At 71.3% G+C, this 17,888-nt stretch carries 18 protein-coding genes; 9 read left to right on the top strand and 9 right to left on the bottom strand.

Features of this window, described 5'->3' with window-relative positions; translation table 11 throughout:
• Nucleotides 1–2,036, top strand: a 2,036-nt coding sequence (locus HHX33_RS15120; protein ID WP_182875133.1) for an ATP-dependent Clp protease ATP-binding subunit, incomplete at its 5' end; no start/stop codon positions are given.
• 414 nt (nt 2,037–2,450) lie between these two features.
• On the top strand, nt 2,451–3,386 hold the full coding sequence (locus HHX33_RS15115) for a TIM barrel protein (protein ID WP_111701156.1): 936 nt from the start codon (nt 2,451–2,453) through the stop codon (nt 3,384–3,386).
• 28 nt (nt 3,387–3,414) lie between these two features.
• Here HHX33_RS15115 and HHX33_RS15110 read toward each other — a convergent pair whose 3' ends face one another.
• Nucleotides 3,415–4,281, bottom strand: a complete 867-nt coding sequence (locus HHX33_RS15110) for an A/G-specific adenine glycosylase (RefSeq protein ID WP_310741380.1) — start codon at nt 4,279–4,281, stop codon at nt 3,415–3,417.
• A 175-nt stretch (nt 4,282–4,456) separates the two neighbouring features.
• Between HHX33_RS15110 and HHX33_RS15105 the strand changes: the two genes are divergently transcribed.
• Nucleotides 4,457–5,152 (top strand): hypothetical protein, encoded by a 696-nt coding sequence (locus tag HHX33_RS15105; RefSeq protein ID WP_182875131.1) that lies wholly within the window; start codon nt 4,457–4,459, stop codon nt 5,150–5,152.
• A 17-nt stretch (nt 5,153–5,169) separates the two neighbouring features.
• Here HHX33_RS15105 and disA read toward each other — a convergent pair whose 3' ends face one another.
• The 7 genes from disA to HHX33_RS15070 form a co-directional block, all read right to left on the bottom strand.
• The gene (gene disA, locus HHX33_RS15100; RefSeq protein WP_182875130.1) at nt 5,170–6,258 is read right to left on the bottom strand and encodes a DNA integrity scanning diadenylate cyclase DisA; all 1,089 of its coding nucleotides are present in this window, start codon (nt 6,256–6,258) and stop codon (nt 5,170–5,172) included.
• Nucleotides 6,259–6,450: 192 nt separating this feature from the next.
• Nucleotides 6,451–7,878 (bottom strand): DNA repair protein RadA, encoded by a 1,428-nt coding sequence (gene radA / locus HHX33_RS15095; RefSeq protein ID WP_182875129.1) that lies wholly within the window; start codon nt 7,876–7,878, stop codon nt 6,451–6,453.
• Nucleotides 7,879–7,973: 95 nt separating this feature from the next.
• The gene (locus HHX33_RS15090) at nt 7,974–8,612 is read right to left on the bottom strand and encodes an SRPBCC family protein (protein WP_182875128.1); all 639 of its coding nucleotides are present in this window, start codon (nt 8,610–8,612) and stop codon (nt 7,974–7,976) included.
• Nucleotides 8,609–9,013 (bottom strand): ArsR/SmtB family transcription factor, encoded by a 405-nt coding sequence (locus HHX33_RS15085; protein ID WP_111701162.1) that lies wholly within the window; start codon nt 9,011–9,013, stop codon nt 8,609–8,611. The genes HHX33_RS15090 and HHX33_RS15085 overlap by 4 nt, the downstream gene beginning before the upstream one ends.
• A gap of 60 nt (nt 9,014–9,073) precedes the next feature.
• A complete protein-coding gene (trxA, locus tag HHX33_RS15080) occupies nt 9,074–9,388 on the bottom strand; it encodes a thioredoxin (RefSeq protein WP_182875127.1) in 315 nt (104 codons plus the stop codon).
• The gene (locus HHX33_RS15075) at nt 9,385–9,765 is read right to left on the bottom strand and encodes a MerR family transcriptional regulator (protein WP_111701164.1); all 381 of its coding nucleotides are present in this window, start codon (nt 9,763–9,765) and stop codon (nt 9,385–9,387) included. Before HHX33_RS15075 ends, trxA begins: the two co-directional genes overlap by 4 nt.
• Before the next feature lie 76 nt (nt 9,766–9,841).
• On the bottom strand, nt 9,842–10,540 hold the full coding sequence (locus HHX33_RS15070) for a class I SAM-dependent methyltransferase (RefSeq protein ID WP_182875126.1): 699 nt from the start codon (nt 10,538–10,540) through the stop codon (nt 9,842–9,844).
• Between the two features lie 163 nt (nt 10,541–10,703).
• On the opposite strand from HHX33_RS15070, the gene HHX33_RS15065 reads away from it, so the two are divergent.
• From HHX33_RS15065 to HHX33_RS15040, 6 genes are all read left to right on the top strand, one after another.
• Nucleotides 10,704–11,519, top strand: a complete 816-nt coding sequence (locus HHX33_RS15065; protein ID WP_111701166.1) for a sugar phosphate isomerase/epimerase family protein — start codon at nt 10,704–10,706, stop codon at nt 11,517–11,519.
• Nucleotides 11,520–11,530: 11 nt separating this feature from the next.
• Entirely contained in the window at nt 11,531–12,334 is an 804-nt protein-coding gene (locus HHX33_RS15060; RefSeq protein WP_182875125.1) for a class I SAM-dependent methyltransferase, read from the top strand.
• Between the two features lie 2 nt (nt 12,335–12,336).
• The gene (locus HHX33_RS15055; protein ID WP_310738246.1) at nt 12,337–12,951 is read left to right on the top strand and encodes a TetR family transcriptional regulator; all 615 of its coding nucleotides are present in this window, start codon (nt 12,337–12,339) and stop codon (nt 12,949–12,951) included.
• A 245-nt stretch (nt 12,952–13,196) separates the two neighbouring features.
• On the top strand, nt 13,197–15,305 hold the full coding sequence (locus tag HHX33_RS15050; RefSeq protein WP_182875124.1) for a (Fe-S)-binding protein: 2,109 nt from the start codon (nt 13,197–13,199) through the stop codon (nt 15,303–15,305).
• A gap of 160 nt (nt 15,306–15,465) precedes the next feature.
• Nucleotides 15,466–16,260 (top strand): hypothetical protein, encoded by a 795-nt coding sequence (locus tag HHX33_RS15045; protein WP_182875123.1) that lies wholly within the window; start codon nt 15,466–15,468, stop codon nt 16,258–16,260.
• Nucleotides 16,257–17,333 (top strand): glycosyltransferase, encoded by a 1,077-nt coding sequence (locus HHX33_RS15040; RefSeq protein WP_182875122.1) that lies wholly within the window; start codon nt 16,257–16,259, stop codon nt 17,331–17,333. Before HHX33_RS15045 ends, HHX33_RS15040 begins: the two co-directional genes overlap by 4 nt.
• 17 nt (nt 17,334–17,350) lie before the next feature.
• Here the strand turns inward: HHX33_RS15040 and HHX33_RS15035 are convergent, their stop codons facing one another.
• Nucleotides 17,351–17,734: an anti-sigma factor antagonist gene (locus tag HHX33_RS15035; protein WP_182875121.1), complete on the bottom strand. Its 384-nt coding sequence runs from the start codon at nt 17,732–17,734 to the stop codon at nt 17,351–17,353.
• Nucleotides 17,735–17,888 lie beyond the last annotated feature (154 nt).

Genomic DNA, 17,888 nt, shown 5'->3' with positions numbered 1-17,888 from the left:
AGGAGTCGGCGCCGTCGACGTCGCTGGTGCTGGACCAGTTCGGGCGGAACCTGACCCAGGCCGCGCGGGAGGGCAAGCTCGACCCGGTGATCGGCCGGGACAAGGAGATCGAGCGCGTCATGCAGGTCCTCTCCAGGAGGACCAAGAACAACCCGGTGCTGGTCGGCGAGCCCGGTGTGGGCAAGACCGCGGTGGTGGAGGGCCTGTCCCAGAAGATCGTCAAGGGTGAGGTGCCCGAGACGCTGAAGGACAAGCAGCTCTACACCCTCGACCTCGGCGCTCTGGTGGCCGGGTCGCGCTACCGCGGCGACTTCGAGGAACGCCTGAAGAAGGTCCTCAAGGAGATCCGCACCCGCGGCGACATCATCCTGTTCATCGACGAGCTGCACACGCTCGTCGGCGCGGGCGCCGCCGAGGGCGCCATCGACGCCGCCAGCATCCTCAAGCCGATGCTGGCCCGCGGTGAGCTGCAGACCATCGGCGCCACGACGCTGGACGAGTACCGCAAGCACCTGGAGAAGGACGCCGCGCTGGAGCGGCGGTTCCAGCCGATCCAGGTGGCCGAGCCGAGCCTGTCGCACACGATCGAGATCCTCAAGGGCCTGCGGGACCGTTACGAGGCGCACCACCGTGTGTCGATCACCGACAGCGCGCTGGTGGCCGCCGCGACGCTGGCCGACCGCTACATCAGCGACCGGTTCCTGCCGGACAAGGCGATCGACCTGATCGACGAGGCGGGCTCGCGGATGCGGATCCGCCGGATGACCGCGCCGCCGGACCTGCGCGAGTACGACGAGAAGATCGCGAACGTCCGGCGTGAGAAGGAGTCCGCGATCGACGCGCAGGACTTCGAGAAGGCCGCCGCGCTGCGCGACCAGGAGAAGCAGCTCCAGCTCAAGCGCGAGCGCCGGGAGAAGGAGTGGAAGGCCGGCGACATGGACGTCGTGGCCGAGGTCACCGAGGAGCTCATCGCCGAGGTCCTGGCCACCGCCACCGGCATCCCGGTCTTCAAGCTCACCGAGGAGGAGTCGCAGCGGCTGCTCCGCATGGAGGACGAGCTGCACAAGCGGATCATCGGCCAGGACGACGCCATCAAGGGCCTGTCGCGGTCGATCCGCCGCACCCGCGCCGGTCTGAAGGACCCGCGCCGTCCCGGTGGCTCGTTCATCTTCGCCGGCCCCTCCGGAGTCGGTAAGACCGAGCTGTCCAAGGCGCTGGCGGAGTTCCTGTTCGGGGACGAAGACGCGCTGATCATGCTGGACATGTCGGAGTTCATGGAGAAGCACACCGTCTCGCGGCTGTTCGGCTCCCCGCCCGGCTACGTCGGGTACGAGGAGGGCGGCCAGCTGACCGAGAAGGTGCGGCGCAAGCCGTTCTCGGTCGTCCTGTTCGACGAGATCGAGAAGGCCCACCCGGACATCTTCAACTCGCTGCTGCAGATCCTGGAGGACGGTCGCCTGACCGACGCCCAGGGCCGGGTGGTGGACTTCAAGAACACCGTCATCATCATGACGACCAACCTCGGCACCCGGGACATCTCCAAGGGCATCGGGGTCGGGTTCGCCCGGTCCGACGACACCGAGTCGAACTACGACCGGATGAAGGCGAAGGTGCAGGAGGAGCTCAAGCAGCACTTCCGGCCGGAGTTCCTCAACCGCGTCGACGACATCGTGGTCTTCCACCAGCTGACGCCCAAGGAGATCATCCAGATCGTGGACCTGATGCTCGCCCAGGTGGCCGAGCGTCTCAAGGACCGCGACATGGGCCTGGAGCTGACGTCGGCCGCCAAGCAGCTGCTGGCCGACCGGGGATACGACCCGGTGATGGGCGCCCGTCCGCTGCGCCGGACGATCCAGCGCGAGCTGGAGGACACCCTGTCGGAGAAGATCCTCTACGGCGAGCTGCGGCCGGGCCAGGTCGTGAAGATCGACATCGAGGGCGAGGGCGACAACGCCAAGTTCACCTTCACGGGCGAGGCCAAGAGCCCGTCCGTGCCGGACTCGGCGGCCTCGATCGCGGAGACGGTCCAGCGCTGACCGTCCTGCGACAGCCGGCACAGCCCGAACAACCTGTTCCACCTGAAGGGGCGCTCCGCGAGGGGCGCCCCTTCGGCGTTCCGGAGCACCACGGCCGCCGGGGCTCCGGCGATCCAGGTAACACGCGCGCAACATAGTGGACGAGAACCGGTATCACACCACCGAACGTAGTACTACACTTTGTAGAGTCAGACTGCGCCACCGGCATGCCGGAGGCGCATGACGGGCCACTCGTGTCATTCCCGCGACGTACCTGAGATCCGCTGCGGGAGGGACGCGGTGGGCCGGGCGTACGGGGGAGGCTCGGTCCGGCCGGGTGGATCCCGGTGATAGGAGGACCGGCGTCCCATGCGGTCGGGACACCCCTCGTGGGTGAAATGGCGGTCCGGAAGTGCACAAGCCTTGGAGGCACTGATGCGCCTGTTGCACGACGACGGGACGCTGGTTCACCTGGCCTACAACGCGGGCGTACATCCCGCGGAGGACCTGGAGAACCTGATCGCCCACCTCACGCGATACGCCGTGCCCGTGCGCAGGAGACTGGGCGTCGAGCGGCTGGGCATCGGCCTGTGGCTCGCCCCCGCCGTGGCCGACCACCTGGTCGCCGACCGCATCGAACTCGTGCGGCTGCGCCGCTCGCTGGAGGAGCGCGGCCTGGAGTGCGTCAGTCTGAACGGCACCGGCGGGCGCAACCAGGACGTGCCGGGGCCCGACTGGGCCAAGCCGGAGCGCTACCGCTACACGATGTCGCTGGCGAAGATCCTCGCGTTCCTGCTGCCCGACGACGTGCAGTCGGGTGGGATCTCGACGATTCCCATCGGCTGGCGCCGCGACTGGCCCGCCGACCTGCACTCCATCGCCTCCCGCCGCCTCGAACGGCTGTCGCGGGAGCTTCGCGGCCTCTACAGCGTCACCGGCAAGACGATCCGGGTGGGATTCGAGCCCTGGCCCGGTTGCGTGCTGGAGACCACGGAGCAGGCGCTGGCGCGCGTGTGCGACATCGACTCCGAGCACCTCGGCGTCTGCCTGGACGCCTGCCACCTGTCGTGCGGCGCGGAGGAGCCGGACGCGGCGCTGCGCGGGCTCGCCCTCGCGGGTGCGCCCGTGGTCAAGCTGAGCCACGTGCACGACCACGGCCAGGAGATTCCGAGCACGCAGCCGGTGATCGCCGACACGCTCACCGCGATCCTGTCGGGCGCGGTGAACGGCACCGCGCACGTGGAGGTGGAGGCCCACCACGGGACCACCCCCAAGGCGAAGGGCCCCGCCGCCCTCGTCGCGAAGCTCGCCGACGAGCTCGACTGGACCCGCCGCAACCTCACCGCCCTCGGCCTGAAGCTCGCCGCCTGAGGACCTGGTCAGGAGGGCGACCGGCCGGTCAGGAGGGCAACTGGTAGGTGCCGTCGGGCAGCGTCTCCGCCAGGCCGTCGTCGAGAAGGCCGTCCAGGGCGCGCTCCCGCTGCACGTGGTCGGCCCAGACGGCGTCCAGCGCCTGCTTCGGCACCGGGCCGTGCGCCTCCCTGAGCACGGCGAGCAGGCGTCCCCGGCACTGCCGGTCGGTGCCCGCGTACGTCTGGCCCTGACGCGCCGGGCCGTCGTGGGCGGGGCGGCCGGCCAGCCGCCAGGCGCACCGGGAGGTGACCGGGCAGCGCTCGCACCGCGGCGCCCGCGCCGTGCAGACCAGCGCGCCCAGTTCCATCACGGCGACGGCCCAGCGCGGTGCGCCGACCGGGGGCACCAAGGACTCCGCCAGGCGCCGCTCGGCCGCCGTGGGGGCCTTCGGCGGGTACTCCTCGCCCCGGACGGCCCGGGCCAGCACCCGCCGCACGTTGGTGTCCAGCACGGCGTGGCTGCCGCCGTACGCGAAACTGGCCACGGCGGCGGCCGTGTAGTCGCCGATCCCGGGGAGGGCCAGAAGCTCGTCGTACGTGGACGGCACCCGTCCTCCGTGGTCCGTCGTGATGGCGCGCGCGCAGGCGTGGAGCTTGAGCGCCCTGCGCGGGTAGCCGAGCCGTCCCCAGTGCCGCACGGCCTCGCCGGGGGACTCCTTCGCGAGCGCCTCCGGAGTGGGCCAGCGCTCCATCCACTCGGTCCACACGGGCAGCACCCGGGCGACGGGCGTCTGCTGGAGCATGATCTCGCTCACCAGGATGCCCCACGGCGTCGCCTCGGGGCGCCGCCAGGGCAGGTCGCGGTTGTGCTCGGCGTACCAGTCGAGGATGGGTTCACGCAGGGAGGCTGACACAGCCCCGACCCTACCGACCGGCCCCGCCGCGCGTGGCCGGGCAGCGTTCTCCGCCGGGCCAATGCCGCGCATCGCCGTCCAAGTCCGGAAAGGACCGGCAGGCCGATGACCTGGGAAAGCGCATGACACGGCGCGTTGTTTCCCCTGCCGCGCCACGTCTCCCCATACTGTCCGTATGGATCCGGACACTTTCCGTGGTGACGTGGGCGTCGAGGGGGCGGACGTCTACTGGCGCCGCCGGGTGTCGGTGCTCACGGGGATGCTCGTCGTGGTGGCGGTCGTGGCATGGGCGTGCAGCAGCGCCTCGGGACGATCGGACGACACCGCCGCCGTCGTCAGGACGACGCCCTCAGACCGGCTGGTGGTCTCGCTCCCCGCGGGCCTGCCCGCGAAGACGGCCGGCTCGGCCGCGATCCCGGGGCAACCGTCCCCGTCCGCATCGGGCTCGGCCTCGCCCACGCCCGGCAGGCCGCGCCGTCCCGGCGACCCCTGCGACGAGAAGGACCTCGTGCTCGCCCTGCAGAGCGGGCAGGACGTGTACGGCAAGGACACCGCGCCGACCTTCCTGCTGACGGTCGTGAGCACGGGCAGGGTCGAGTGCACGGTGGACGTGGGGCCGCGCACCCTGGAGATGCGGGTGCTGTCGGGCGGCGAGCGGGTGTGGTCGACCGCCGACTGCGTGGCGGGCGACGGCGTGGACCGGCAGGCGCTGGAGCGGGGGATCCCCTTCGTCCGCACGGTCCGGTGGGACCGCCACCGCTCGGGCACCACCTGCGCCGGCAAGCGGTCGTCCGCCGATCCCGGGACGTACGTCGCGACCGCGCACGCGGGCCGGCTCAAGAGCCCGAAGGTCGTCTTCCACCTGCGTTGACTCCGCCGTAACGCGGGTCAGAGATAGCGCTCCAGGATGGACGACTCGGCGAGGCGGGACAGGCCCTCGCGGACGCTGCGGGCCCGGGTCTCGCCCACGCCGCCGACGGCCTGGAGGTCGTCGGTGGTGGCCGCCAGCAGCTTCTGCAGGCCGCCGAAGTGGTCGACGAGCCGGTCGACGATCGCGCCGGGCAGCCGGGGGACCCGGGTCAGCAGGCGGAAGCCGCGGGGGCTGACCGGCGTGTCGAGGGCCTCGGTGCCGTGGTGGCCCAGGATCTGGGCGACCTTCGCCAGGTCGAGCAGGTCGCCGGAGGACAGCTCGTCGAGCTCGCGTATCGCGTCGCCGTCGCCGTACGGGCGCGCGCCGAGCGAGCCGGGGACGTAGTCGCGGATGATCTGCCGGTGGTCGGTCTCCACTCCGGCGAACAGTTCGTCGAGCTGGAGGGACAGCAGCCGCCCGTCGGTGCCGAGCTCGACGACGTACCCCTCGATCTCCCGGGCGATGCGGCGGACCATCTCCAGGCGCTGCACCACGACCGCCACGTCGCGGACCGTGACCAGATCCTCGATCTCCAGGGCCGACAACGCGCCGGAGACCTCGTCGAGCCGCATCTTGTAGCGTTCGAGCGTGGCGAGGGCCTGGTTGGCCTTGGACAGGATCGCGGCCGACTCCTCCAGCACGTAGCGGATGCCGTCGAGGTAGAGCGCGATGATCCGCATGGACTTGCTGATCGCGATGACCGGGAGCGACGTCTGCCTGGCCACCCGCTGGGCCGTACGGTGCCGGGTGCCGGATTCGTTGGTGGGGATCGCGGGGTCCGGCACGAGATGCACGGCCGCCCGCACGATCCTGAGCTGGGCCACGTCGAGCACGATCGCGCCGTCCATCTTGGCCAGCTCGCGGAGGCGGGTCGCGGAGAACTCGACGTCGAGGGTGAACCCGCCCGTGCAGATGTCCTCGACGGTGCGGTCGTAGCCGAGCACGATCAGGCCGCCGGTGTGACCGCGCAGGATGCGCTCCAGGCCGTCGCGCAGCGCCGTCCCCGGGGCGAGCGTGGCGAGCACGGCCCGTCTGCGCTCGTCGGCCGCCTTGTCGTTGTCCAGCACATGCACCTCGGTGGGCTCGCCCGATCGTCTCCGTGGGATCGTCTGTCTACCGGTCCTCGCCGCGCGAGGTCCGCGATACGCTCCGCGGCCGGCCGGTTGAAGCCCCTTTGGGGCTCGATGAAGGCCTCAGTTTACCCGCGTGACGTCATGCTCACCTGTGGCACAGCGCACCCCACCGCACCCTGTCCCGGCTCAGCTCATGTGGTTGATGGCGTCCCAGACGTTCTCGACCTCCGTCACCTCGAAGCCCGGCGCGAAGGAGGTGGTGCGGCCGACCGGCGAGCGCAGCGCCACGAGACGGCCGCGGCTCGCCGCGTTGTCCAGCCGGGGGGATTCCTCCTCCAGCGAGCCGGACGGCACCAGGGCCCGGGTGAAACCCAGCCGCGCCGCCTCGGCCAGCCGCCGCCGCACGTCCCGTACGGGCCGCAGCTCACCGGCGAGGCCGACCTCGCCGAGCACGACGAGCCCCGAGGGCAGCGCCTGGTCGCCGGCCGCGCTCACGACCGACAGCATCAGCGCGAGATCGACGGCCGGGTCGGTCAGCCGGATCCCGCCCACGGTCGCCGTGAAGACGTCACACTTGCCGATCTTCGCGCGCAGCCGCCGCTCGATTACGGCGAGCACCATCGCCACGCGGTAGGAGTCGAGGCCCGAGGAGGTGCGGCGGGGCTGCGGGGCCTCGGTGGGGCCGACCAGGGCCTGAAGCTCCGCCGGAAGCGGCCGGGTGCCCTCGATGGTGACGGTGACGCAGGTGCCCGGCACCGGCTCGGGATGGCGCGAGACGAACAGCCCGCTCGGGTCGGAGATCCCGGTGATCCCGCGCTCGTTCAGGTCGAAGCAGCCGACCTCGTCGATCGGGCCGAAGCGGTTCTTCACCGCGCGCACCAGCCGCAGCCGCGAGTTGCGGTCGCCCTCGAAGTGGAGGACGACGTCCACCAGGTGTTCCAGCACGCGGGGGCCGGCGATCGTGCCGTCCTTGGTGACGTGGCCGACGAGCACGGTCGTCATGGCCCGCTCCTTGGCGAGGCGGACCAGGTTGCCCGCGACCTCCCTGACCTGGGTCACGCCGCCGGGCACGCCCGAGACGTCGGCCGAGCCGATCGTCTGCACCGAGTCGACGATCAGCAGGCCGGGCCGCACCTTGTCCACGTGGGCCGCCAGCGCGGACAGGTCGGTCTCGGCCGCGAGATAGAGCCGGTCCTCGATCGCGCCGATGCGGTCGGCGCGCATGCGCACCTGGGCCGCGGACTCCTCGCCGGTCACGTAGAGGACGGTCTCGCCCTGCGCGGTGCGGGCGGCGGCCTCCAGGAGCAGCGTCGACTTGCCGATGCCGGGCTCCCCGGCGAGAAGCACGACCGCACCGGGGACCATGCCGCCGCCGAGCACGCGGTCGAGTTCGGGCACGCCCGTCGTCCGCGCGCTCACCACCTCGGCCTTGACCTGGCCGATGGGCACCGCCGGCGCGGTGACCGCACCCGGCTTGACCACGTGGACGCCCTGCCGGGCCCCGGCCTCCTCGACCGTGCCCCACGCCTGGCACTCCCCGCATCTGCCGACCCACTTGACCGTGGTCCAGCCGCACTCGCCGCACCGGTACGCCGGTTTCGCTGCCCTGCTCACGTGCGGGAGGCTACCGGTCGCCGCCGACAGTCCGCCCCCGAAGCCGCCCGAAGCCGATCCGAGGACGCCCCCGAAGCCGGCCCGGAGGACACGACTCAGCCCTCCGGCTTCTCCGGTACGTAGAAGGCGGTGGTGCCGGCGACCGCGGCGTTCACCACGTCCTCCGGCGCGCCGGAGGCCAGGTACGCCTCGCCCCACGCCGTGCTGCTGTGCGTCATGAGCGCGCGAGCCTCGTCCGACTGCTCCCACGCCGAGGGGTCGTCGATCATGTTGCCCCGCAGGTGCAGCCCGAGCCCGAGCAGCGCCAGGTCCCAGCCCACTCCGGTGGCCCCCGGGCCGAAACGGTCCCAGAACTCCGCCGGCACCACGGCGACGTGCTCCAGCTCGAACACGGTGCGCTCGCCGCCCTCCGGGGTGAGCCGCACCTCGACCTCGCTGAAGCCGGGGTTCTCGCCGAACAGCCAGCTCACCCGCAGCAGCCTCGGCGGCTCGCACCGCAGGATCTCCCCGCCCGCGTTGCCCTGGAGCTGGTAGTGCCCGCCGAGCTTCAGCTCGCCGGTCACCGGAAGGAACCAGCGGCCGATCCGCTCGGGGTCGGTGCAGGCGTCCCACACGTCCTCCACGGCGGCGTCGTAGGTGCGCCGCAGCAGCACCGTACGGGCCTCGCCCTCCGCCAGGTCGCGCGTGCCGACCGCGCGGTGAACCTCGTTGATCTCGTCGATGAAGTCGCTCATTGCCGCTCTTCCTCTACGTCGTGGACCTCGTGCTGGGACATGTGCCGGCCATCGGCGCCGCCGGGCTCCTGCCGGAGCCGCCGCTCCCGTTTCCCCCGTGCCAGTTCCGTGTCGAGCGCGTCGAGCCGCTGCTGCCAGAAGCCGCGGAACCGGTCGAGCCACGCGTCGATCTCCCGCAGCGGCGCCGTCTCGACGGCGTACAGCCGCCGCGTGCCCTCCGCCCGTACGGACGTCAGCCCCGACTCGCGGAGCACCCGCAGATGCTGGGAGACCGCGGGCTGCGAGATCCCGAACTCGGCGCGGACGGCGGCGGTGACGGCGCCCGACGTCTGCTCACCATCGCTGAGCAGCTCCAGGATCCGGCGCCGCACCGGATCCCCCAGCGCGTCGAATGCGTGCACGGGCCCACTATGCCGAGGGCGACTTATAAAAGTCAACGCTTATATAAGCCGCCCCTGGGATCACAGATGGTCCGCGAGGTCGGCGAGCAGCAGGCGCTTGGGCTTGGCACCTCTGATCTGCTGCACGACCTCGCCGTCCCGGTAGAGGTTCAGGGTGGGAAAGCCGAGGACGTTGTAACGTCGCGCGATCTCGGGGTGGTCGTCGGCGTTGAGCTTGGCCACCGTGAGCCGGTCGCCGAGCTCGGCGTCGATCTCCTCCAGGATCGGGGCGATCATCTTGCACGGCGGGCACCAGTCGGTCCAGAAGTCCACCAGCACCGGTGTGCCGCTGCGCAGCACCTGCTCGTCGAAGTTCTCCGTGGTCAACGTGATCATGATTCTCCTCGTCGTGTCACCAGGCAGCCGGGGCAGGCGTCGGTGAGCTGGGCGGCCACCTCGGCGCGGCGGGCCAGCAGGTCCCGGATCCGGTCGTCGATCTCGGCCAGCTTGCGCCGGTACACCGCGACCGACTCCGGGCAGGAGCCTCCCGACGGATGCCCCGACCTGAGGCAGTCCACGAACGGCCGGGCGTCCTCCAGGGTGAAGCCGACCGCCATCAGGGCGCGGATCTCGGTGACGAGCCGGACGTCCGACTCGTCGTACTCCCGATAGCCGTTCGCCGAGCGGCGCGACCGGATGAGGCCCTGCTGCTCGTAGTAGCGCAGCGCCCGGGTGCTCACACCCGCGCGCCGGGCCAGCTCGCCGATCCGCATCGGTCTCCTCCTCGGCCCGCCCGCCTCCGGGCACGACGGTAAAGGTTGACGCCGGTGACAAGGTCAAGGGCGGAGCTCAGAATTCCCGCCACCTGAGGACGTTCGGGTAGGCGATCTCCAGGCCCTCGCTCTCCCGCAGCGCGGCCTCGGCCACCTCGGGGGTGAACTCGATGCGCAGGACCGCCTCCAGGTCGGCCCGCGACTCGAAGGTCATGCGCAGGTCCAGTGGCTCGCGCCGCCAGCCCTGCCGCGACCAGAAGCGCTCCACGGCCTCGGGGGAGTACGACGGGAGCGACCGGCGGAACCAGCGGCCGAAGGCGTCGCGGGAGGCGTCCACGTCCACGACGAACGCCACGCCGCCCCGGCGCAGCACCCGTCCCAGCTCGCGCAGCCCGGGCTCGCACCCCGGGCCGAAGAAGTACGCCCAGCGCGCCATCGCGACGTCCGCCGACGAGTCGGGCACCGGCAGCGCCTGCGCGGTGCCGGTGCGCACCGCGACGTTGGGCAGCGACGCGCAGCGGGCGGCCGCCCTGGCGGCGAGGCCGCCGTGCGGCTCCACGCCCATCACCCTCGCCGCGGACGCGGCGAGGGCCGGCAGGTGGAAGCCCGTGCCGCAGCCGATGTCGAGCACCGTCGCGCCGTCCCACGGCCGTACGGCCCGCATCGCGGCCTCGACGGCGCCCGCCGGCCCGACGGCGCGGTTCTCCAGCTCGTAGACCTGGGGGGTGTTCCAGATGTTCGGGCTGGGTACGGCCCCGCTCACGATCCGTGCCATGCGCCCCACATTAGTTCGCGACCTTGGGTAGTTGATTGTGGCGAAGCGGCGCGCGGCGCGGGTGCGGCTTAGGCTGGATCCGTGAACGGGCGCAGGGAGCGAACGGACGGCCACGGCCACGGGACTGGATCGTGCCCGGGGGTCGCCAGGGGAGGCTGGCCTCATGAGTGACATCCGCGTGCCCAGCGGCGAGGTGGCGTTGTCGACCGCGTCGGTGTACCCGGAACGTACCCCGGACGCCTTCGAACTGGCCGCCAGGCTCGGGTACGACGGCGTAGAGATCATGGTGGGACAGGACCCGGTCAGTCAGGACGTCGAGGTCCTCCAGCGGCTGCGCGACCACTACCAGATCCCGGTCCTGGCCATACACGCGCCCTGTCTGCTGGTGACCCAGCGGGTGTGGGGGCGCGACCCCTGGGCGAAGCTGCGCAGGGCCCGCGAGGCGGCCGAACGGCTGGGCGCGCGGACGGTCGTCGTCCACCCGCCCTTCCGCTGGCAGCGCGACTACGCCAAGGAGTTCGAGAAGGGCCTGGCGAGGATGCGCGACGAGACCGACGTCGTCTTCGCGGTGGAGAACATGTTCCCGCTGCGGGCGAGGGGCAACGAGGTCGTGCCGTACGCGCCGGACTGGAACCCGGTCGACTACGACTTCCCCGACGTGACGCTCGACCTGTCCCACACGGCGGTGTCCGGCACGGACGCGATGGAGATGGCCACCAAGCTCGGCGACCGGCTGGCCCACCTGCATCTGGCCGACGGCCTGGGCACGACCAACAAGGACGAGCACCTGGTCCCGGGCCGGGGGACGCAGCCGTGCGCCCCGATGCTGGAGCGCCTGGCCGGGAGCGGATACCGCGGATTGATCGTCCTGGAGATCAACACACGCAGGGCGGCCAGCCGCACCGAGCGGATCGAGGACCTCACCGAGGCGCTCGCGTTCGCCAGGCACCACTTCGCCGCCTCCTCGACCGCCTCATGAACGACGGCCTCATGAACGAACGGCTGACCGGCAGCCACCGGGTGTTCGACCGCGTCTCGGAGGAGTACGACGCGGCCAGGCCGCACTATCCGGAGGCCCTCTACCTCGCTCTGGAGGAACTGTCGGGCATCCGGCTCGACGGCGCGACGGTGATCGACGTGGGGGCGGGCACCGGCATCTCGACCCGGGGGCTGCTCGACCGCGGCGCCCGGGTCGTCGCCGTCGACCGGGGCGAGCGGATGCTGGCCCGTCTCCGGGCCCGCACGACCTGCCCGGCGATCCTGGCGAACGGCGACGACCTGCCCTTTCGCTCGGGTGTCGCCGACCTCGTCACCTACGCCCAGTCGTGGCACTGGCTCGACCCCGCGCTGTCGGTCGCCGAGGCCGTACGGGTGACCCGGGCGGGCGGCGCGGTCGCGGGATGGTGGAACAGCGTGGACCCCGGCAAGGCCGACTGGCTGGCGGCCAACCAGGTGCGGCTCGCCGAGTCCTGCCCCGGGTACATCGGGCCGGTGCTGCCCGGGTGGAGCATGCCGCCCCTCGCCGCGGCCATGTCGCGCGGCGGTCTCGACGGCGGTCGCGGCGGTGCGGGCGCCGGCCTCGACGTGGCCGAGACCTGGGTCACCTGGACCAGGTCGGTGCTGCTGGAGGACTTCCTCACCGACCTGCGCACGCATTCCTACATGGCCAGCATGGACGGCGACGTCGTGGTGGACCTGATCGCCCGGGAGCGCGCCGAACTCGGCCGCGTGTTCCCCGGCGGCAGGCTCACCGTGCCCATGCGCGTGTACCTCGCGGTGGGACGCAGGGGCTGACCGTGACCACCGAGGTCCCGGAGGTGTCGGGAGGCGGCCGGCGGCCGCGGCGGCCGGGCCGGCGTCCCGGCTCGGCGGACACACGTGGGGAGATCCTGGCCGCGGCGCGCAGGGTCTTCGCGGAGAAGGGGTTCGACAAGGCCACGATCCGGGGCATCGCCCGCGAGGCCGGCGTCGACCCCGCCCTCCTCCACCACTATTTCGACAACAAGGAGGGCATGTTCGTCGCGGCCATGGAGCTCCCCGCGGACCCCTCGACGGTCGTCCCCATGCTTCTCGCGGGGCCGCGCGAGGAGATCGGGGAGCGGATCGTCCGCTTCATCCTCACGATGACGGCGGACCCCGCGGCGCGGGAGCGGGTGCTCGGGGTGATGCGGACGGCGATGGTGAACGAGCAGGCCGTCGGCATGATCCGGGAGTTCTTCGGCACCGCGATCCTGGGCCGGGTGGCCGAGGCGCTCGGCGTCCCGCCGCTGCGGGCCGAGGCCGCCTTCGCCCAGATGTTCGGCGTGGTGATGATCAGGTACATCCTCGGGATGGAGCCGATGGCGTCGGCGGACATCGAGGAACTCGTCGCGCTGCTGGCCCCGGTGGTGCAGCGTTACCTGGACGGATGAGCACCGGGACAGGCGTCACCGGTGCCGGCAGGTCAGGTGGGGCCCCGCATGCGTTCGGGTAGAGCTTCGTTCTAGTCTGGTGCCGCGGGAACGCTGTGACGCGCGCCACACCGATGGCGTGACAGGCATATGTTACTCGTCGGTACCATGCGGGAAGCGGGTTTTCCACAGGGCCGGCCCCCGGCCGTCCCGGTGAAGGCACCGCGTGCTTATGGTGGCAGCCGACGTTGAAAGCGGGAGGGCTCGTGCTCTGGGTAGCGATAGCGATAGCCGGCCTCGTCGCGACCGCCGCCGCGGTCGCGCTGGCGGGCCGGCGTGTGCTGTTCCTCTACCGGCTCGCGACCAGTGGTCAGCCGGCCCCGGAGCGGATCGAGTACGCCCGGCGGCACGCCGGCGCGGAGGTCAGAGCGCAGCTTGTGGAGGTGTTCGGCCAGCGCAAGCTGCTCAAGTGGACGCCGTCGGGCACCGCGCACTTCTTCGTGATGTGGGCGTTCTTCATCCTCGCCTCGGTCTACCTGGAGGCGTACGGCGCGCTCGTCCAGGGCGCGGTCACCGGCACGCCGGACTTCCACATCCCGTTGATCGGGACCTGGCCGGTGCTGGGCTTCCTGCAGGACTTCATCGCGGTCGCCGCGCTGATCGGGCTGATCGCCTTCGCGGTCATCCGCGTGAAGAACTCGCCGAAGAAGCTGGGCCGCGGCTCCCGGTTCTCCGGGTCGCATCTGGGCGGCGCCTGGCTCATCCTGTTCATGATCTTCAATGTGATCTGGACGATGTTCCTGTTCCGGGGGGCGGCCGTCGACACCGGCAACTTCCCCTACCGGTCGGGGGCCTTCGCCTCACAGGGGGTGGCGAAGATCCTGCCCGACAGCGAGGGGCTGGAGGCCACGGGCCTGCTGCTGCACATCGGCGTCATGCTGGTGTTCCTCGTCATCGTGGTGAACTCCAAGCACCTGCACATCTTCACCGCGCCGTTGAACGTGCTGTTCTCCCGCCGCCCGGACGGCCTCGGCCCGGCCCAGCCGATGCGCAGCGACGGCAAGGTGCTGGACTTCGAGGAGGCCGACCCCGAGACGGACGTGTTCGGCCGCGGCAAGATCGCCGACACGTCCTGGAAGGGGTTCCTGGACTTCTACACCTGCACCGAGTGCGGGCGCTGCCAGTCCCAGTGCCCGGCGTGGAACACCGGCAAGCCGCTGTCGCCCAAGATGCTCATCCTCGACCAGCGTGACCACGCCTTCGCGGTCGCGCCCTACCTGCTGGCGGGGGAGAAGGAGAAGGAGAGCCTGTCGCAGGACGTGCTGGCCCTGCTCGACAAGCCGCTGGTCGGCGAGGACGGGGTCATCCATCCCGACGTGCTGTGGTCCTGCACGAACTGCGGCGCCTGCGTCGAGCAGTGCCCGGTGGACATCGAGCACATCGACCACATCCTCGACATGCGCCGCTACCAGGTGATGATCGAGTCGTCGTTCCCGTCCGAGGCGGGGGTGATGCTCAAGAACCTGGAGAACAAGGGCAACCCGTGGGGCATGTCCGAGATGAAGCGCGCCGACTGGATCGAGGAGCTCGACTTCGAGGTCACCCTCGTCGACGAGAAGATGCCCGAGGACGTGGAGTACCTGTTCTGGGTCGGTTGCGCCGGGGCCCTGGAGGACCGGGCGAAGAAGACCACCAAGGCCGTCGCGGAGCTGCTGCACATCGCGGGTGTGAAGTTCGGCGTGCTCGGGCCGATGGAGGCGTGCTCGGGAGATCCCGCCCGGCGCCTGGGCATGGAGTTCCTGTTCAGCATGCTGGCGCAGCAGAACGTCGAGACGCTGAACGAGGCCGGCGTCAAGAAGATCGTCGCGACCTGCCCGCACTGCTTCAACACGCTGGCCAACGAATACCCGCAGCTCGGCGGGCACTACGAGGTGGTGCACCACACCCAGTTGCTGGCGCGCCTGGTCGAGGAGGGCCGGCTCACGCCGATCACCCCGATCGAGGAGAAGATCACCTACCACGACCCGTGTTTCCTCGGCCGGCACAACAAGGTGTACGCCCAGCCGCGCGACATCATGGCCAAGGTGCCGGGGGTCACGACCCAGGAGATGCACCGCTGCGGGGAACGCGGTTTCTGCTGCGGCGCCGGTGGCGCGCGTATGTGGATGGAAGAGCGCATCGGCAAGCGAATCAACACCGAACGGGTGGACGAGGCGCTGACCACCGATCCCGACACCGTCTCCACCGCATGCCCGTTCTGCCTCGTCATGCTCGGCGACGCGATCAACGAGAAGAAGAACGCCGGTCAGGCCAAGGAGTCGATCGAGGTCGTCGACGTCGCCCAGCTCCTCATCAAATCCGTCAAGCAGGGTTAACGAATTCTTTGCTGACGGACCGCACATTTTGTGGATTTTCTCCGTCAGAACGAGTGATTCATACATGTTTCAGTGAAGAGCCGGCAAACGCTTTCTCCACATAACAGGAGAATCACGGTAACCTCAACGTTGGCTCAATCGACGGGGAGGGGGCGGCACGGTGGGTGTTGTCGTCAGCGACGCGGAGGTCACCCTGGCCGACGTCCTCTCCCTGCGGCTGGCCATAGAACAGCCGCTCGTGGACGGCACCCGGCTCGTCCTGCGGCAGCGGGGCACCGGCGAGGAACGGCACGTCACGCTGGGTGCCTCCGGCAGGAGGACGAGGGACGCCAGCGTCGCGATCTCGCTCGCGCCACTGGATCTCGAACCGGGCCGCTGGGACGCCTACCTCGAACAGGACGGGCCCCGCACCCGGATCCAGAGCGTCGATCCCGGTTTCTCGCTCGACCGCCTCGACGCGTACGCGCTCGGGCGGCGCACCCTCGCGTACCGCGCCTATCGCACGCGTAACGGATATCTGGCGCTGAAGATAGACCAGGCGGAGCCGGCCGCGGACATCCGGGCGGTGTGGTTCCGTGAGGGGCGGTTCGAGGTGACGGGCCTGCTGGCCTACACGGGTTTCGACGACGACGACCAGCAACGGCGGGCCACGCTCACGCTGCGGCACGGCGACCCGGCCGCGGCCCTGCGGTCCTCCGCCACCGTCCAGGGCGTCCGCTTCCACGCCGCGCTCTCGCTGTGCGACGTGCTGGCCGCCACGCCCGGCTCGCAGGGCACGTGGCAGCCGTACCTGGAGGTGGACGGCCTGGAGCGCGTGCTGCCGCTGAGCGCCCGCCTGGACGACGTCGAGGGCAAGCGCCGCCGCGTCCACTATCCGCGCGCCCTCGTGGACGGCGTGCCGGTCAGGCCCAGCTTCACCTCCGGCGACGACCTGCTCCTGGAGGTGGGGGTGTGAGAGTCGCCTTCGTGCTCCCGTCGGCGTACGGCATGCGCGGCGACGTGCGGGCCGTCCTGAACCTCGCGGGAGGGCTGGCCGCACGGCACGAGGTGGAGGTGGTGAGCATCCGGCGCACCAGGGAGACGCCGTTCTTCCCGGTGGACCGCCGGGTGGCGCTGCGCTGGCTCGTGGACGCGCGGCCCGGCGTCCACCACCTGCTGCCGCGGGGCCAGGTGCGCACCGAGGTGGCACTGTGGCGGACGCTGCGCGGGCTGCGCGCCGACGTCCTGGTCACCACCCGGCCGTCGCTGGGCGTGCAGGCCGCCAGGCACGCGCCGCGCGGAGTCGTCCGCATCGCCCGGGAGTGGAACAGGCCCTCGGTTCCCGGCCCGATCCGCCGCTTCTATCCCCGTCTGGACGCGGTGGTCACCACCACCCCCGGCCGCCGGGACGAGTGGGCGCGCCTGCTCGACGACGACCTGTCGGTTCACGTCATCCCGGACGCCCTGCCGCAGGGGCCCTGGCCGCGGTCGCGCATGGACAACCGGATCGTCAGCGCGGGCGGCAGGCTCGTGCCCGGCAAGTCGTACGACCAGCTGGTGCGCGCCTTCGCGATCGTCGCGGACAAACGGCCCGACTGGCGGCTGCGGCTGTACGGCGGAGGTCCGGAGGAGCGGCGGCTGCGCGCCCTCGTCCGCGATCTCGCCCTGCACAACCACGTGTACTTCATGGGCGCGACCCCCGACCTGCCCGGAGAGTTCGCCAAGGCGTCGGTCGTGGTGGCGCCGTCCCGGCAGGAGGCCCAGGGCATGGCCGTGATCGAGGCGCTGAGCTGCGGGGTGCCGGTCGTCGGCTACGCCGGGCCGCGCGGCCCGGCCGAGTTCCTCCGCCCCGGGCTCGACAGCGTGCTGGTCGCCGAGGGGGAGGACGACGTCGAGTCGCTCGCCGGCGCGCTGCTCACCCTCGTCGACGACGAGCGCCGCCGGATGGCCCTCGCGGCGGGCGCGCTGGAGAGCGCCTCGGGCCACGCCGCGTCCGGCGTCGCCGCCCGCTGGGAGGACCTCATGTACGGCCTCCGCTCCCGCGACTGACGGGCACGGGGTCCGACCTAGGCTTCGGGGCCGGCGAGGAAGGCGGCGGCGGAGGCGACGGAGTCGTGGACCGGGAGTTCCGAGTCGAGGCCGGTGATCCTGAGCATCCGCGCGAAGCGTCCGTGCGCGTTGCTGAGCGCCAGGTCCCCGCCGACCGACCGGACGGCGGGCAGCGCCCCCATGAGGACGCTCAGCCCGGTGGAGTCGCAGAAGGTGAGGGCCTCCGCGTCGACCACGATGCGGGGCGGGTTGCGCAGCCCGACCGCCTCGGCGAGGCAGGCGCGCAGGGCGGGAGCCGCGATCAGATCGAGCTCGCCGTACATGTGGATGACGACGACGTGGTCCTGGAGGACGGTGAGCATCGAGAAGGTCTCGGGCTCTCCGTACCGTCCCCGTTCCACTCGCGCTCGCCTCTGTTCGCCTCGCCTCGTCCCGTCCTGGCGGATCCGGGAGCCGCCGGAACCCGTCCGTCAATGATTGCACATGACAAACGATGCCCCGGACAGGCGATCGTGCAGCTCCGGGCGCTCGCGGCGGAGCACACCGGTTGATACC

This window comes from Microbispora sp. H10670 (assembly GCF_014161385.1).
Taxonomy (GTDB): domain Bacteria; phylum Actinomycetota; class Actinomycetes; order Streptosporangiales; family Streptosporangiaceae; genus Microbispora; species Microbispora triticiradicis.
The sequence above is the reverse complement of the archived record's forward strand: the minus strand, read 5'-3'. Positions and strand labels throughout refer to the sequence as shown.

Excerpts from the sequence above, each read along its gene's own strand:
- HHX33_RS15115 (WP_111701156.1), top strand. The coding sequence starts at position 2,451 with ATGCGCCTGTTGCACGACGACGGGACGCTGGTTCACCTGGCCTACAAC.
- HHX33_RS15105 (WP_182875131.1), top strand. The coding sequence starts at position 4,457 with ATGGATCCGGACACTTTCCGTGGTGACGTGGGCGTCGAGGGGGCGGAC.
- HHX33_RS15090 (WP_182875128.1), bottom strand. The coding sequence starts at position 8,612 with ATGAGCGACTTCATCGACGAGATCAACGAGGTTCACCGCGCGGTCGGC.
- trxA (WP_182875127.1), bottom strand. The coding sequence starts at position 9,388 with ATGATCACGTTGACCACGGAGAACTTCGACGAGCAGGTGCTGCGCAGC.
- HHX33_RS15075 (WP_111701164.1), bottom strand. The coding sequence starts at position 9,765 with ATGCGGATCGGCGAGCTGGCCCGGCGCGCGGGTGTGAGCACCCGGGCG.
- HHX33_RS15070 (WP_182875126.1), bottom strand. The coding sequence starts at position 10,540 with ATGGCACGGATCGTGAGCGGGGCCGTACCCAGCCCGAACATCTGGAAC.
- HHX33_RS15065 (WP_111701166.1), top strand. The coding sequence starts at position 10,704 with ATGAGTGACATCCGCGTGCCCAGCGGCGAGGTGGCGTTGTCGACCGCG.
- HHX33_RS15060 (WP_182875125.1), top strand. The coding sequence starts at position 11,531 with ATGAACGAACGGCTGACCGGCAGCCACCGGGTGTTCGACCGCGTCTCG.